Origin of the sequence: Aliisedimentitalea scapharcae (assembly GCF_045277565.1) — a bacterium.
Lineage (GTDB): Bacteria > Pseudomonadota > Alphaproteobacteria > Rhodobacterales > Rhodobacteraceae > Aliisedimentitalea > Aliisedimentitalea scapharcae.
Genome location: NZ_CP123584.1, coordinates 2,065,082 through 2,079,931 on the forward strand (window position 1 = coordinate 2,065,082; position 14,850 = coordinate 2,079,931).

A 14,850-nucleotide genomic window follows, 5' to 3' on the forward strand; every position below is an offset into this window, starting at 1 on the left:
ACAATGTCTTGTCTGCGCAATTGAACAAGGGGCTGATGATGCTGAATGCCAAGATCGGGCGGAATGCCAAGATTGGATTGCCTGTCGTGCTTGTGACAGCGTTGGCGCACACGTCAGTCGATGCCGGAGAAGGTGCATTTTCCAATTATTTCCCAGGTGCCTACGGAAGCCTTTTGCCGGGCATGGCTCCGGAACCCGGATCAGTATTTGCAAACGTCAATTTGCTGTATCGCGGACAGGCAGATCGCGCAGTCAAAAACGGGCAGATCCAGGCGTCAATGAAAAGCGATGCGTTTTATTCCCTGTTCCAAGGTATGCACGTTTGGGATGCGCCCATGTTGGGAGGGCGGTTTGCCGTGGGCGGGTATATTCCTGTTGGTTATGCGTCTTACAGCGCCTCAGTCGGGGGGCTGGCGACGGCGCAGGACGAGTTCGCATTGGGCGATATTGGGATTATTCCGGCTTCTTTCTTCTGGTCTTCGGGAAAGGTTCATACAAATCTCTATGCTCTGATCATAGCACCCACCGGTCAGTATGACCCCAACGGGTCAGTGAATATCGGACGCAATTATTGGAGCGCCGATCTGGTTGCTGCGCTTACATGGTTCGATCCCGAACGCGGCACCGAGTTTTCCGTTGTACCGGGCGTAATGTTCAATTCGGAAAATGAGGATACGAACTATCGAACCGGGACAGAGTTCCACATGGATTTCATGTTCAACCAATTCGTGTCCGAAGAGCTTTCTGTGGGACTACATGGCTATGCGTATAAGCAATTGACCGGAGACTCGGGGGCAGGGGCCTTGTTGGGGGATTTCAAAGGGGAAGCGTTTGGTATTGGCCCGGCGATTTCCTGGATTCCAAAATCGGCGGGTGGAAATGTCGCCTTTTCGGCCAGCTGGATTCACGATGTTCATTCCAAAAACCGTTTGTCCGGTGACTATGCCACTCTTTCATTTAGCATACAGTTTTAGACCCCAGGAAGACATGACTGCGCCGCTCTTGGGACGGGGACCAGGTGTGTGTTGGGTGGATGCAGAGGCAGAAAAATCGCCGAACAGAGATGATCCTCGGGCTGGTGGAAACCAGTCTGCATTCCTAGATCGAGAAATTCCCCGGTTCCCCCAATAGAGCAGCCATCATATTGACCAACATGGCCGCCAACACAGCGACCACCACAGCAGCCATGGTCAAAATCCGACGTCAGACGTCAGTCCAATGCAAATCGAGGGCGAAAGGAATCCGCCCTCGAAATCAGTGCCGTTTATTGCGACATCCCGCCTTCGCTGGAAATTTGCTCTTCGACATGCGCCTGATTGGTCACATTTGATCCCCGCGGTGGAAAGGCTGCAAATGTACCCAAATGCCGCTGCACAAGTTTGGCCGCAGGTCCAAACGCCCACATTTTGTTGCCCATCCATCGGGTATACATTCCGGACTCGTCAGCCGCTTTTTCATAGGGGTCACGACGGAGGTTGAACAGGAGCGGGGCGTTCAACTCATCCTTGGGACCGGCCCAGCCGTGTGTTTGGATGGTAAAATGGGCCTTCCAATCGCCATAACGTACGGCCTGGAGATCGGGGCCTTCGTAATAAACGATTTCCTTCCGGTTGCTGCCGGTTTCGCCAGTGAGGAAGGATGTCTGGTTGTAGCCATCAAGGTGCACCTGATAGCCTTCATAACCAGCGAGAAGCGCCTCGGGCAGGTCGTCGGGTCCTCCAGCGGCCGCAACCAAGGTAGGCATCCAGTCCATGCCATCAAAGATCCCGTTGCTGACTTTCCCTGCAGGGATTTTGCCCGGCCAACGGACGATCGCAGGAACACGGAAGCCACCTTCCCAAGTGGTCCCTTTTTCGCCGTGAAAAGGCGTCGTGCCGCCATCTGGCCATGTCATCGTTTCGGGGCCATTGTCTGACGTGAACACAACGATCGTGTTGTCGGTGACCCCAAGTGTGTCCAGATGCGCCATGACTTTGCCGACATTGTCGTCCAGCTCTCGCATCACAACATCCTGCAACCCCCGTCCGTCGCCCATCAGCGCTTCATATTCAGGGCTCAGATGCGTCCACACATGGGCGCGCGCCGGAGCCATCCAGACAAAAAACGGTGTGTCGCTTTCGACCGCACGATCAATGAAATCAAGCGTATGAGCGGTCACTTCATTGTCGAGCGTTTTTTGACGCTCGGGCGGTGCGGGTCCATCGTCAACAATGCGCTGTTTTCCGACGGGGCCCCAACGCGGATCCACGGTCGCGTCGACCTCTTGGGTTGCATAGGCATGGATAATGTTGCGCGGACCAAAGGTGTCGTTGAATTTCTGGTCCTTGGGCCAATCAGGATCCGTCGTGTATTCCATCGCGTTCAAATGATAGAGCCACCCCCAATATTCATCGAACCCTTTGACCGTTGGCAGAAATTTATTCATGTCCCCCAAATGGTTCTTGCCAAATTGCCCCGTTGTATAACCCAGAGATTTCAACATGTTTGCGAGCGTTGGATCGTTTTCGTGCAAGCCTTTGTCCGGGTCACCGGGAAGCCCCACAGTATGCATGCCCGTCCGCACCGGGTACTGCCCGGTAATGAAGGCGGACCGCCCCGCGGTACAGCTTGGTTGCGCATAATAGTCCGTGAGACGCATTCCTTCGGACGCCAGTTGGTCCAGATTGGGTGTCTGGATGCTTTTGACGCCTTGATGATAACTCCCCAGGCTTGCCCAGCCAACGTCGTCGGCCATGATGACAAGAATATTGGGCTTGTCCGTCTCTGCATGGGCAAACACGGGCGTCAGACCCAGTATTGCGGTGGAAGCCAAGGTTAGCATCCAGCGGGTTCGTTGCGTGGGCATAATAGGTCCTTTTGGAAAATGGGATGGTGGCTCGACGTTTAGTTGCGCCATCAAAATTAGCGACACAGGGTCAGTGGGAGCAACAGCGCTGGACTTTGTTTTCGATACCTGAAATTTAAAGTCTCATATCTGAAATTACGGTGAACCATGCTGAACGAAAATGCACTGAATGCGTTCCTGGTCTTGGCCCAAACAGGCAGCTTTCAAGAGGCGGCACGCAAGATTGGCGTTTCGAACGCGTCATTGTCCCGGTATATCGCACAGGCCGAGGTCGAAACCGGTCTCACGCTTTTTCACCGGACACGCAACAACAGCAAACTCACGCGGGCGGGACAAGAGTATCTGACCGTCGCACAGGATCTGAAATCTGATCTTGATCGCTACCAAAATCGGGTTGCAGAGCTCGGGGACACAAATGGCGGCGTTCTTCGCGTTGGATGCGGACCTTTGACCACAAGAACGCTGATCCTTCCCACGCTTCAGAAAGTGCGGAAAGAAATGCCCAATCTGCGCTTTGAGATTCTGGTCAGCGCCTATGCACGCCCCTTGGATCTTGTGCAGAATGGTCAATTAGATATCTTTGTTGGCGATCTCACCTATACGCCAGAGGCGGACGACGTCGATATTTTGGTGATGGAAAAACAACAGGTTGTCTTTGTGGCACACCCCGCGCATCCCATTCATGGACGTGGTCCGCAATCCCTTAGTGACATTTTTGAGTTTCCTTTTGCGTCGCCCCATTTGCACAAACATTGGAAAGCAACGCTCACCAAAGTGCTCGGAGGTGACGCGACTGCAGCCCAAAAAGTTGCAGCGCTGCCGCGGATCGAGAGTGATGACTATGCGTTTCTGGCCGCCTTGCTGGACAGTCCCGATATCATTGTCGGTGGCATGCCCGAAACGTTCAAAGAGATGTTGGCGTTGCAAACCGTCAAGGAAATCCCTGTTCTGAGCCCGCTGTATTGGAACATTTGCGCCTCGCGAAAATCCCAGGGGGGGTCTGCGGCGTTGGACCTGTTTTGGTCCAGGTTGGCGGACCTCAACACGGCTGACATATAGGGTCGACGACGGTCGGGTCAGTCACACCAGGTTTGCCGTGGTCGGGTCGACCGGAATTCCGCGCTGTTCGGCATGTCCTTTGATAACCGCTTCTTTTGCGGCGAGGTACATGCAAAACGCCCTGTCATCCAAAACACAGCGCGATGTTGACATTCCTAACGACGGTTGTGGTGTCAGATGGGGGGCTTGGTACCTGAGCTGAGGGGGACAGAGCGACCTCCCCTGTCTGCGGCAGATCAATCAGGACTGTGCCCGACCTTTGGCATTTCTACCTGGCAAATATGGCGCTACCCTAGGCTGATGGATGCGATTGATGATCTGAATCACTGGATGATGACCCAAGGTCGATGTTCGAACGACCCGGTCAAGGTGGTTTCGCATTTTTGCGCGACCTTGATCGACGCGGGTGTCCCGCTTTGGCGTGTGAACATCGGCCAGCGCTTTGCCAATCCGCTGTTGATTGCCTGGGGTGTGGTGTGGACGCCGGACAGCACCGAAATTTACGACGTCACCCATGCGCGTATGTTGACAGATGGCTATATCGGAAGCGCTTTTGAATACATTCTGGAGAACCAGCGCCCCCTGCACAAAAGCTTGCGCGGGCTTGATCCTGACCAGGATCACGTCTCTTACCTTGAATTTGCCCAAGCGGGCGGCACAGATTATTACGCCACGTTGCTGGATTATGGAGATGGCTCGCAACACGGTTGCACATTTGCCTCTCAATCGCCCAATGGGTTTTCACCCCGACATCTGGAAATGATCGAAGCAGCCAAACCCGGCCTCGCGTCGGCGCTGGAACCTGTGACCATGCGCAAATCGTCAAAAAGCCTGCTGCGTACGTATCTTGGAGATGGGCCGAGCGAAGCAGTTTGGACGGGCAGCATTCAACGCGGAGAACGCACATCCCTGGAGGCGGTTGTGATGTTCTCTGATCTGCGCGGGTTTACTGCGCTCTCGGACAGCGCCCCAGAGGACGAGGTCTTTGATGCGTTGGAGGGCTATTTTGATATTGTCGTGCAGTCGGTCGAGGAGATGGGCGGGGATGTATTGAAATTCATGGGGGACGGCATTCTGTCTGTTTTCCCAATTCGAACGGCCGGCGAGCACCGACACCAATGCCAACACGCAACACAGGCGGCCAGAAACGTGCTGGGTGGGTTGGCCGTGCTGAATGATCGACGCCTGCAGGCGCGAAAATCGCCGCTGGACCTGGGGATCGGCATCAATGTCGGAACGGTCAGCTATGGCAATATAGGCAGCCCCGGCAGGCTGGATTTCACGGTGCTTGGCGGGGCAGTCAATGTCGCTAGCAGGATCGAAGGCCTGACCAAATCCCTGGGTCATCGGGTGCTCGCAACCCATGCCATTGCCGACGCGACCCCCAATCTGTTTACCGCGCGTGGGTCGCACAATGTGCGCGGCCTCGCGCATCCCGTTGATCTTTTCAGCCTTTCAGAGCCAAACCCATGACATGTACCCAAACACGGTTGCATGCGGGGCTGAGGTAAATCGTTCTGGCGCGGTGGGACAATACCGGCGGCATGCGACCACACCGGAGGTGGAAAACACATCGCAACCCCGCCTGTGTGCGGTCTTGGGTCAGGGTGGATCCGCCACGCCGGGTCGCGCGCGGAACAGTCGCGCGATGGACCACGCGAGGCAGAGAGATTCCGCGACGTTCATTGGTTGGGATTATGTTTGGTTTCCCGAATTCAATCGGCTTAAATGGAACAACCTGCTAAGGCGTAACCGCCTGTATTTCCTAAGGTGACGGTGCCCATGACCGAAAACTTCAAGACCAAAGTAACCCGGCTCTACACTGGTTCGGGCCAAACCTCGAAACGGTTCCGCTTTGCGTTGATCACCTTTGATGCTGTCACGATCATCTTTTTCATCATCACAGCCGCATTGCCCGCCAATCCGCTGTGGGAAGCCATCGTCGCGCTGTGTGGTGTGGTCATCGTTCTGGATTTTGCTGCCCGTCTGTGGATTGCACCTGATCGCAAGGTTTTTCTGCGGCAGGTTTACACAATTGCAGATCTGATCGTGATTGCCTCTTTGGTGATCTCTCCGCTTGTCGAAGAGAACATTGCCTTTTTGCGGATCCTGCGAGGCCTGCGGTTGATCCATTCATACCATTTGATGCACGACCTGCGTCAGACCAGCCCGTTTTTCAACAAGCACGAAGATGCGGTGGTGGCTGGGGTGAACCTGTTTGTATTTGTGTTCTTTACCACCTCTGTGGTGCATGCGATCTATTCCAAGGAAGACGCAGGCGTCGAAGGCTATGTGGATGCGCTTTATTTCACCGTGACGACGCTGACCACGACGGGGTATGGCGATATCACGCCGCAATCAACCGGGGCCAGGTTGCTGACCGTGATGATCATGATTGTTGGTGTATCGCTGTTTGTGCAATTGGCCCGTGCGATGATCCAACCGACCAAGGTCAAATACAAATGCAAAAGCTGTGGTTTGTTCAAACACGACCAGGATGCCGTACATTGCAAGCACTGCGGGACGCTGTTGCAAATCGAAACCGAAGGATTGACCTAGGCCGGGGCAGGGTGCGCGCCGGGTTGGTGCCAGATTAGCGGATGACAATTTCATCCGTGCGCAACAATCCCAGAACAGATCGGGCCTGTTGGTCCAAAAGATCCAGATCCAGGTAATCGTCGCTCAGCCGCCGGGTCAGGTTTTCCATTTCGGCGGCCTGGGCGTTCAGGCGTTCGAGATCGCCGCGCAGCAAATCTGCTTCCGCGGCGATCTCGACCCGACGAAACAGCCCGAAATCCCCCTGAACCGCTGCAAAGGTGAAATAAGCGCTCAGCGCGAATGCCACCGCAAAGAAAATCAGGGCACCAAAAGATGGTCGGTTTGTACGGGTCACGTTGGGTTGCCTGTATGCTCTGCCTCAAAGCTGCACCCGTTGTTCGGGTGTCTGGATATCTTATGACACAGGTGATTCGGCTTGTGAATCCCCTTTGAGTCCAATGCGCTATTTTTTTTCTACTTTTCCTTGACCACCGAGTCCGAGGCCCGTTTCACAGGATCAAATCGGCGATTCCCTTGGGGTGATCCGTGATCTGTTCATAGCCATCGTCCGTGATGATAAAACTGTCACCCACCTGAGCCCGAAAGGTTTCCACCGATACCGACCCATCCACCGCCAGCACCATGCCGGGTTGCAGGATCGTTTCATCCCCCGTCACCAGTTGCGGTTTTTCCAGAAAGCTGAACCCGGTCGCGCGGCCACATCGGAACGGGTAATCATACCCCGCACCCTGAATGACCTCGGCATAGGCTTCATGCACGCTTTGGGCGGTGACACCGGGGCGCAGGGCGGCCAGCGCGGCGGCTTGGCTGGCGCGGGCGATCTCATAGACCTCGGCCTGGGACGGGTCGGCAATTTCGCCAATCCAGAACGTGCGATCAAAGCCCAGCTTGAAACGATGAAAATTGGTCATGCCGCAGAAACACAGAAACACGGGGTCGCCATGCTGCATGATCCGGGTCGAAGCGCGATGATGGGTTTTGATGATATCCTGTCCCGATGCCATGATTTGCAGGAAATGGGTGTTGGGCGACATTTCCGTGTCCGCATAATGCGCCGCCAACAGGTCGGCGGCCTTGCGGGTCCCGGCCTGTGCGGTGGCAAGCGCCACTTCGAATTCAGGGACACCGGCACCAATCGCACCGCGCCCGGCGGCCATCATCGCAGTGGCCACCTGGCCGGCGTGGCGCGCCAGTTGCAGTTCCTGCTCTGATTTGATCATGCGCATATCGGCCAGATGCGGGGTAACCGTGACCAAACGATCTGCATTCACCAACCCGTCGATATACTGGCGGACCAATGGGGGCATGTGTCCGGGTTCAATGGCAACGCGTCGGGCACCCGTGAGAGCTGTGGGCAGTTCAGCGCGCCATTCCTCTCCGGCACCATCATTCCAGGCCGCAATCTGATCCACGCGGGCGGCGGTTTTGGCCATGACTTCGTCGATCACCGGGGTGATCAACAGGCTGTGCCCTTCGCGCGGTACCACCAGAATTGTGGGGCGGCCAAATTCCATATGCAGGTAATCATAATACCCAGTCAGGTAATACACGTTGTCGTCATCGGTGATCAGGGCTACATCAATATCATGATCGGCCATCTTCTGGCGGAGCTGGTCCATGCGGGCGTGAAACATCCGGATCCCTTTTTCTTGGCTGTCAGCCGTCACGCTAGACACATGTGTCCGATTCCCGGAAGGTATTTCTGCCCTGATGATGCGCGCCCTTGGGTGCCCTGAAACGCAAAAGGCGCTGCTCTTGATATGGAGAGCAGCGCCTGTGTTTAGATTTTAAAGGGGTTTTACTGGTCCAGGGCAGCAACGCCAGGCAGGGTCTTGCCTTCCATCCACTCCAGGAATGCGCCCCCGGCTGTGGAGATATAGGTGAAATCCCCGGCGGCCCCGGAGGCGTTCAGCGCTGCGACCGTGTCGCCACCACCGGCGACCGAAATCAGCTTGCCCGCGCGGGTCATGGCGGCAGCCTTGAGCGCGGCGGCGTTGGTGGCTGCATCAAAGGGTTCCAGCTCGAACGCGCCCAGGGGACCGTTCCAGATCACGGTCTGGCTGTTTTCAAAGATCTCGGTGATTGCAGCGACGCTGTCGGGGCCAGCATCCAGGATCATGCCTTCGTCGGGGCATTGATCGGCAGGCAGCACCTGATGATCAGCATGGGATTCAAATTTTTCCGCCACCACAATGTCCGTGGGCAGAATGATCTTGCAGCCTGCGGCCTCGGCTTTGGCAATGATTTCGGCAGCCGTGTCCTTCATGATGCGTTCGGCCAGTGATTTGCCGACATTCTGGCCCTTGGCCACCAGGAAGGTATTGGCCATGCCGCCACCGATCACCAGGTAATCCACCTTTTCGATAAGGTTGCCCAGCAGTTCCAGCTTGGTCGATACTTTGGCCCCCCCGACCACAGCGGTTACCGGGCGTTTGGGCGCGCCCAGGGCGGATTCCAGCGCTTCCAGTTCGGCCTGCATCAAGCGGCCAGCACAGGCGGGCAGCAGCCGGGCGATCGCCTCGGTCGAGCTGTGCGCCCGGTGCGCGGCGGAAAACGCATCGTTACAATACACATCGCCCAGACGCGCCATGCCAGCGGCCAGGTCGGGGTCATTTTTGGTTTCGGCGGCGTGAAAGCGGGTGTTTTCCAGCAGCAGCACTTCGCCCGGTTGCAGGGCATCAGCCGCCGCCGCGGCCCCTGCACCGACACAATCAGCGGCGAACAGCACTTTGGTTTCAAACGCACGCTCCAGTGTCGGAACCAGCTGCTGCAGCGACAGGTTTTCGCGGCGTTCGCCACCGGGACGGCCGAAATGGGCCAGCAAGATCGGCTTGCCACCTGCGGCCAGGATGTCACGCACTGACGGGGCGATCCGGCGGATCCGTGTGCTGTCGGTGACAACCCCGTCCACGATCGGGACGTTGATATCCACGCGCACCAAGACGCGCTTGCCGTTCAGATCCATGTCGTCGAGCGTTTTCCAACCCATGACCGATACTCTCCAAAAAATGCCAATGTTTGCGCGTTTCTCTACCGGAAAGTGCGCGCGGGTCAATGGCGCGCCTTGTCCATCCGGGCCGGGATGATTAGTTTCCGCTCAAATACAATGACAGGAGAGCCTCATGGCCGAGATCAAAGACCCCGAAAACACCATCATCATGGAACTCAAGGACGGCAACGTCGTTATCGAGCTGCTGCCTGATGTTGCGCCTGAACATTGCGCCCGGATGAAGGAACTGGCCCGGGGTGGGGAATATGACAACGTGGCGTTCCACCGCGTGATCGACGGCTTCATGGCCCAGACCGGCGATGTTCAGCATGGTGATATGGAAGACGGGTTCAACCTGCGTATGGCAGGCACGGGTGGGTCGTCGCTGCCCAACGTACCTGCCGAATTCTCGAAGCTGCCCCATGACCGTGGCACCATTGGTGCAGCGCGTTCGCAGAACCCGAACTCTGCCAACTCGCAGTTCTTCATCAACTTCAAGGACAACAATTTCCTGAACGGTCAATACACCGTTTATGGCCGCGTCGTTGAGGGCATGGAACATGTCGATGCCATCACCCGTGGCGAACCGCCAGCGAACCCGGACCGCATGATCAGCGTCAAGGTTGCCGCCGATGCGTAAGCTGGCAGCTGTTTTTGCGTTGATGGCCAGCCCCGCGCTGGCAACCGGTCTGCAGATCGAGGTCGCAGGCGAGGCCAATGGTGTCATCACCATTGACCTGCTGGACGAGGTCGCGCCCAAACATGTGGAACAGATCGCTGCGCTGGCCGCCGAGGGACAGTATGACGGGGTGGTCTTTCACCGCGTGATTGATGGTTTCATGGCGCAAACCGGCGATGTGCAGTTTGGAAAACTGGGTTCGGATATGAGCCGCGCAGGTATGGGCGGATCTGACCGGGCAGACCTGAAGGCCGAATTTTCCGATGTGCCATACGAACGTGGCGTGGTTGGCATGGCCCGGTCGCAGAATCCAAATTCCGGGAACTCGCAGTTCTTTATCATGTTTGCACCAGGGCATTTCCTGAACGGTCAGTACACCGTTGTTGGCAAGGTGACGGGCGGCATGGACGTGGTTGATGCGATCAAACGGGGCGCTGGGTCCAATGGATCCGTCGTGGGCCAGCCTGATGTGATGAAAAAAGTTACCGTGACCGATTAATCGTCGGGCGGAGTAATTTTCTTTTTCAAAGAAAATTGTCAAGACTTTTAGCTAAAAGTCTTGGGCGGCGCGTTGATTGGACGGGCCGCCCATTTTTTGTCACGCAGCTTCACATCCTTGTGCCCGGGCTGGTTTTGTTGGCTCTGGCGGAACACCCTGTGGTCTCAAACCCGCGAATTGGGGTCAAGGGAGGGTGGCATGATGTGGACGCGGCTGGTTGGAATCATTTTTGCGACTCTGGTCTTTTCGGGGCCTGGTGTTGCGGATCCGTCGTTTTGGAAACACGAATGGCCGGCGACTGATTTTTCTAGGACACAGATATCGAATTGGGCCGAAATCCTGTCCGGAGGTCCGCCCAAGGATGGGATCCTTGCGCTGCAAGATCCTGAATTTATTCATGCAATCAAGGACACACGGATCAAACCGCGCGAACCGGTTATCACGCTTGAGATCGACGGCCAATCTCCGCGGGCCTATCCTCTGCGGTATTTGACCTGGCATGAAATTGTCAATGACAGGGTGGGCGCGCTGCCTGTGGCGGTAACGTTTTGTCCGCTGTGCAATTCAGCGGTGACCTTTGACCGGCGGGTCCGGACCAGGACCCTGACATTCGGAGTGACGGGCAAGCTGCGCAATTCCGATATGGTCATGTATGACCGCGAAACTCAAAGCTGGTGGCAACAGGCGGTCGGCACCGCCATTGTTGGGGAATTGACCGGGACCGAACTTCGCCTGGTGCCCAGCTGGCTGGAAAGCTGGGAGGAATTCAGGACTCGAAATCCGATGGGGTTGGTCATGGAAGAGCCGCCGTTCAATCGGTCATACGGGCGCAACCCATATCGCGGGTATGACAGCCGCAAACGGCCGTTCCTGTACAATGGCGAATTGCCGCCACACGGTATTCCGGCATTGGCCCGGGTGGTGCGGGTTGGGGATCGTGCCTGGCCATTGACCCGGCTGATGGCGGACCCGCAGATCACCGAGGCCGGGGTCAGGATCTCATGGCGACCCGGGCAGGCATCGGCGCTGGACACCGGGCGTATCGCGCGGGGGCGCGATGTCGGGTCGATCCGGGTCCGAGACAGTCAGGGACGGGATGTGGCACATGACGTGATGTTCGCCTTTGCCTTTCATGCCTTTTGGCCGGACGGGGTCTGGATGTTGGGAAAATAGGATTTGATATCTGTGGCTTGTCTTCAGAATAAAGAAACGCCACTCCAAATGGAGCGGCGTTTCAGAGTCCCTGTCAGACTCGGCGAGATCGACGCGAATTCCTCCCGACGCGTTCGATCCGGTATTCGGGCCGGAACGCTGTATCAGCTATCGGCTTTGGGCGCGGCAGCAGCCGGCTTGGGCGCTGCTTTGCCCGGGTTCAGCGGGTCATCCTGACGCTGAACAGATCCCTCAAAATGGGCACCGCTTTCGATGGCGATGGTTTTGTGGATGATGTCGCCTTCGACCCGTGCGGTCGATGTCAGGCGCACCTTGAGACCGCGCACGCGGCCGACGATGCGGCCATTGACCACGACGTCATCGGCGGTGACTTCGCCCTTGATGGTCGCGGTTTCACCCACGGTCAGCAGGTGGGCACGGATGTCGCCTTCGACAGTGCCTTCGACCTGAATGTCGCCGGTGGTTTTCATGTTGCCACTGACGTGCAAATCCGAGCTGAGCACCGATGCCGGTGGCTTTGCCTTGGGGGCCGAGGCGCGAAAATCGCTTTTCTCGGGAGCCGATGGGGCAGAAGTGGGCGTCGGGCTGGCCGCTTCGGGCGCTTTGGGTGCCGGATCGTTGATTTTGCTCTTAGAAAACATTTCTTGCAGCCTTGATATAGATCATCGGGTTTACCGGTCTTCCGCCGACGCGCACTTCGTAATGCAAATGCGTACCGGTGGACCGTCCTGTGCTACCCATATCAGCAATATGGTCCCCGCGCGAGACCCTTTGGCCCACCTTTACGCGGATATTGCTGTTATGAGCATAAAGTGTCTCAATGCCAAAGGCATGTTTGATTTTCACCAGTTTTCCAAAGCCGCTTTGCCACCCGGCATGGCTGACCACGCCATCGGCTGTGGCAAAGATATCCGTGCCGCGGGCACCGGCGAAATCTGATCCGTTGTGCATGCGCCGGCCACCCGTTTTGGGATCGCGACGGTAACCGTAGCCGCTGGTATAGCGGACCGCCGCCCGTACGGGGCTGGCAAAGGGGGCCTGTTGGGCCGCGATGCGATACAGGTTCAACTGATCCATCTGGTTCAGAATCTTGTTGGCCCTTATTTCGTCGGGCGAGGGTTCTTCACCGCGTGTGGAAAAGGATAAAGGGGTGAGCGGACCGCCCTGGCCGCTATAACCGCGCCGCACCTGTTCGATGATGCTGTCGGTTGGCATGCCCGCACTGCGGAACATCTTGTCCAGGGGTTCGACCGAAATCGCCATGGCTTCTTCGAGCTGGCGGAAAATCTGGTCGTTACGTTCCTGCATCAGTTCGATCTCGAACTCCAGCTCGGCCCGTTGATCCAAGGCCGCTTGCGCGTCGGCGCGGATCGCGTCGCGTTCCTGGGCCGTGTCAGCCAGTACATCCGACATGAATTCCATCTGGACCGGGGCGCTGCGGGCCATGGTGATCGCGGCGCTGCCTTCCTGGGTTTGTTTTTCCAGTTCGTTCAGCGCCTTATGCGCGTCTTCGCGTTCGCTCATGGTGTCGCGCAGGGTGGTCTGGATGACGTCAATTCCAGTTTCCAGTTCGCGCCGTTGGGTTTCCGACGCCAGCAATTCGGATTGCATGGTCGAAATCTGCTTGAGCGCCGCGTTGAACCGCTGTTGGGCCATCACGGCTTCTTCTGCACGCTGATCCCGTTCGAATGACAGGGCGTTCAACCGGTCCCGGTACACTTCCTGATCGCGTTTGGCTTGTTCACGGAAATTGCCCGAACCGATGCTGTCCATCAACAGGATGGCGGTGGCGACAATGGCCCACATGACCATCACTGTCGCGCCCCCAAAGGCAATCAGCTGTGTTTCCGGCTTGAGACGGATGAACCGAGTATCGGAATCCGACTTCAAAAAGACCCGGCGTTCGGGGAACATCCGTTCCAGCACCGAGTGAATTTTTATCGCTAGACGAGTGCGCAAGCGTCCATCCCTGGTTCTATTCCGTACGTGCGCCGCATCCCCTCGGTTGCACGTATTTCTGGACAGGGTGCATACTGTGCCCAACGCCATTCGGCAAGTCTGTTAACGAAACCAAACCCCAAGCAACCGCGGCAAGGGGAGGTGAACCGGCAGAAAATCGCCGAAGGACAAAGGGTTGTGGGAAATTTGGCGCGAATTGGCGTCAGCGGGACGTGCCCCGGTCACCGATTGGGTCCTCGGCCAGCGGCCAATAGAAATCAGGTGGCAACCCCGCCTCGGCGCGTTTTTCTTCGTTAAAGGGGGGCTTGAGCGCGCCGTGGAAATAGGTGCGCACCAGACGATGGAATTCATCCTTGGGGTCCAGATTGTGACGCCCGCACAGGAAGTGAAACCACTTGGACCCATAAGCAACATGGCCGACCTCTTCGGCATAGATCACCTTTAATGCGGCCACGACCTCTGGCAATTTGGCCTTGCGAAAAATGTCGATCATTCCCGGTGTGACATCCAGACCACGCGCTTCGAGCACCATAGGAACCACGGCGAGACGCCCCATGAAATCCTGGGCGGTGTCTTCGGCGGCACGCCACATGCCCGCGTGGGCGGGCAAGGCGCCATAATGGCTGTCCAAACCTTCAAGACATTCGCATATCAGGTTGAAATGGTTCGATTCTTCGTCAGCAGCCTTGACCCAGTCGTCATAAAATCCCACTGGCATTTCGACGTGCGAGAACCGGGCAATGATATCCCAGTGCAAATCAACGGCATTGAGTTCGATATGTCCGACCGCATGCAGCAGCGCGATCTGACCTGGGCGCGATCCGGGACGACGCCGGGGCACATCGCGTGGCGACAACAATTCGGGGCGATCCGGGCGGGCCGGGTGCAGGGGCGGTGTCGCGGTGCCAATTGCAATCGGCGCACGATCGCCCCGGCGCGCTGCAAACCATTCGGCGGCATGGTGGCGCGACAGGGCGGTTTTTTCGCGCCCATCAGCAGTTGTCAAAACCTGGGCGGCACGTTCGGCAAGCGAGAGATCGTCGGGCATCATGGATCCTGTGAATGGGCCACTCCGGTTCACCGCATAT

General features: G+C 57.1%; 14 protein-coding genes. 7 read left to right on the forward strand and 7 right to left on the reverse strand.

Annotation, left to right across the window (positions count from 1 at the left end; translation table 11 throughout):
- Positions 1–8 precede the first annotated feature (8 nt).
- Entirely contained in the window at positions 9–974 is a 966-nt protein-coding gene (locus tag QEZ52_RS09750) for a transporter (protein WP_406649890.1), read from the forward strand.
- A 290-nt stretch (positions 975–1,264) separates the two neighbouring features.
- Here the strand turns inward: QEZ52_RS09750 and QEZ52_RS09755 are convergent, their stop codons facing one another.
- On the reverse strand, positions 1,265–2,845 hold the full coding sequence (locus QEZ52_RS09755; protein ID WP_406649893.1) for an arylsulfatase: 1,581 nt from the start codon (positions 2,843–2,845) through the stop codon (positions 1,265–1,267).
- A 147-nt stretch (positions 2,846–2,992) separates the two neighbouring features.
- Between QEZ52_RS09755 and QEZ52_RS09760 the strand changes: the two genes are divergently transcribed.
- The 3 genes from QEZ52_RS09760 (at position 2,993) to QEZ52_RS09770 (ending at position 6,463) form a co-directional block, all read left to right on the forward strand.
- Positions 2,993–3,904: a LysR substrate-binding domain-containing protein gene (locus QEZ52_RS09760; RefSeq protein ID WP_406649896.1), complete on the forward strand. Its 912-nt coding sequence runs from the start codon at positions 2,993–2,995 to the stop codon at positions 3,902–3,904.
- Positions 3,905–4,204: 300 nt separating this feature from the next.
- Positions 4,205–5,377, forward strand: coding sequence for an adenylate/guanylate cyclase domain-containing protein (locus QEZ52_RS09765; protein WP_406649899.1), 1,173 nt, complete (start codon positions 4,205–4,207; stop codon positions 5,375–5,377).
- A gap of 309 nt (positions 5,378–5,686) precedes the next feature.
- Positions 5,687–6,463 carry a potassium channel family protein gene (locus QEZ52_RS09770; protein WP_406649901.1) on the forward strand — a complete coding sequence of 259 codons (777 nt, stop codon included), beginning with the start codon at positions 5,687–5,689 and terminating at the stop codon, positions 6,461–6,463.
- 34 nt (positions 6,464–6,497) lie between these two features.
- On the opposite strand, the gene QEZ52_RS09775 is transcribed toward QEZ52_RS09770, so the two are convergent.
- The 3 genes from QEZ52_RS09775 to QEZ52_RS09785 all read right to left on the reverse strand — a co-directional run bounded on the left by QEZ52_RS09775 (position 6,498) and on the right by QEZ52_RS09785 (position 9,452).
- Positions 6,498–6,797 (reverse strand): septum formation initiator family protein, encoded by a 300-nt coding sequence (locus tag QEZ52_RS09775; protein WP_406649904.1) that lies wholly within the window; start codon positions 6,795–6,797, stop codon positions 6,498–6,500.
- Positions 6,798–6,951: 154 nt separating this feature from the next.
- Positions 6,952–8,097, reverse strand: coding sequence for a M24 family metallopeptidase (locus QEZ52_RS09780; protein WP_406649907.1), 1,146 nt, complete (start codon positions 8,095–8,097; stop codon positions 6,952–6,954).
- A 164-nt stretch (positions 8,098–8,261) separates the two neighbouring features.
- A complete protein-coding gene (locus tag QEZ52_RS09785) occupies positions 8,262–9,452 on the reverse strand; it encodes a phosphoglycerate kinase (protein ID WP_406649909.1) in 1,191 nt (396 codons plus the stop codon).
- Positions 9,453–9,585: 133 nt separating this feature from the next.
- Here QEZ52_RS09785 and QEZ52_RS09790 point away from each other — a divergent pair, with 133 nt between their 5' ends.
- The 3 genes from QEZ52_RS09790 (at position 9,586) to QEZ52_RS09800 (ending at position 11,803) form a co-directional block, all read left to right on the forward strand.
- Entirely contained in the window at positions 9,586–10,092 is a 507-nt protein-coding gene (locus QEZ52_RS09790; RefSeq protein ID WP_406649911.1) for a peptidylprolyl isomerase, read from the forward strand.
- The gene (locus QEZ52_RS09795) at positions 10,085–10,630 is read left to right on the forward strand and encodes a peptidylprolyl isomerase (protein ID WP_406649914.1); all 546 of its coding nucleotides are present in this window, start codon (positions 10,085–10,087) and stop codon (positions 10,628–10,630) included. The genes QEZ52_RS09790 and QEZ52_RS09795 overlap by 8 nt, the downstream gene beginning before the upstream one ends.
- 198 nt (positions 10,631–10,828) lie before the next feature.
- Positions 10,829–11,803: a DUF3179 domain-containing protein gene (locus QEZ52_RS09800; RefSeq protein ID WP_406649916.1), complete on the forward strand. Its 975-nt coding sequence runs from the start codon at positions 10,829–10,831 to the stop codon at positions 11,801–11,803.
- Positions 11,804–11,946: 143 nt separating this feature from the next.
- Here the strand turns inward: QEZ52_RS09800 and QEZ52_RS09805 are convergent, their stop codons facing one another.
- The 3 genes from QEZ52_RS09805 to QEZ52_RS09815 all read right to left on the reverse strand — a co-directional run bounded on the left by QEZ52_RS09805 (position 11,947) and on the right by QEZ52_RS09815 (position 14,813).
- Positions 11,947–12,444: a polymer-forming cytoskeletal protein gene (locus QEZ52_RS09805; protein ID WP_406649919.1), complete on the reverse strand. Its 498-nt coding sequence runs from the start codon at positions 12,442–12,444 to the stop codon at positions 11,947–11,949.
- Entirely contained in the window at positions 12,434–13,762 is a 1,329-nt protein-coding gene (locus tag QEZ52_RS09810; RefSeq protein WP_406649921.1) for a M23 family metallopeptidase, read from the reverse strand. The genes QEZ52_RS09805 and QEZ52_RS09810 overlap by 11 nt, the downstream gene beginning before the upstream one ends.
- Positions 13,763–13,964: 202 nt before the next feature.
- Complete coding sequence (locus QEZ52_RS09815) at positions 13,965–14,813, reverse strand: ferritin-like domain-containing protein (protein WP_406649924.1); 849 nt, start codon at positions 14,811–14,813, stop codon at positions 13,965–13,967.
- Between the last annotated feature and the right edge of the window lie 37 nt (positions 14,814–14,850).

What these genes read in the sequence shown, in the direction of transcription:
- QEZ52_RS09755 (WP_406649893.1), bottom strand. Translation starts at nt 2,845, where the DNA reads ATGCCCACGCAACGAACCCGCTGGATGCTAACCTTGGCTTCCACCGCA.
- QEZ52_RS09760 (WP_406649896.1), top strand. Translation starts at nt 2,993, where the DNA reads ATGCTGAACGAAAATGCACTGAATGCGTTCCTGGTCTTGGCCCAAACA.
- QEZ52_RS09765 (WP_406649899.1), top strand. Translation starts at nt 4,205, where the DNA reads ATGGATGCGATTGATGATCTGAATCACTGGATGATGACCCAAGGTCGA.
- QEZ52_RS09770 (WP_406649901.1), top strand. Translation starts at nt 5,687, where the DNA reads ATGACCGAAAACTTCAAGACCAAAGTAACCCGGCTCTACACTGGTTCG.
- QEZ52_RS09780 (WP_406649907.1), bottom strand. Translation starts at nt 8,097, where the DNA reads ATGTTTCACGCCCGCATGGACCAGCTCCGCCAGAAGATGGCCGATCAT.
- QEZ52_RS09785 (WP_406649909.1), bottom strand. Translation starts at nt 9,452, where the DNA reads ATGGGTTGGAAAACGCTCGACGACATGGATCTGAACGGCAAGCGCGTC.
- QEZ52_RS09790 (WP_406649911.1), top strand. Translation starts at nt 9,586, where the DNA reads ATGGCCGAGATCAAAGACCCCGAAAACACCATCATCATGGAACTCAAG.
- QEZ52_RS09795 (WP_406649914.1), top strand. Translation starts at nt 10,085, where the DNA reads ATGCGTAAGCTGGCAGCTGTTTTTGCGTTGATGGCCAGCCCCGCGCTG.
- QEZ52_RS09800 (WP_406649916.1), top strand. Translation starts at nt 10,829, where the DNA reads ATGATGTGGACGCGGCTGGTTGGAATCATTTTTGCGACTCTGGTCTTT.
- QEZ52_RS09805 (WP_406649919.1), bottom strand. Translation starts at nt 12,444, where the DNA reads ATGTTTTCTAAGAGCAAAATCAACGATCCGGCACCCAAAGCGCCCGAA.
- QEZ52_RS09815 (WP_406649924.1), bottom strand. Translation starts at nt 14,813, where the DNA reads ATGATGCCCGACGATCTCTCGCTTGCCGAACGTGCCGCCCAGGTTTTG.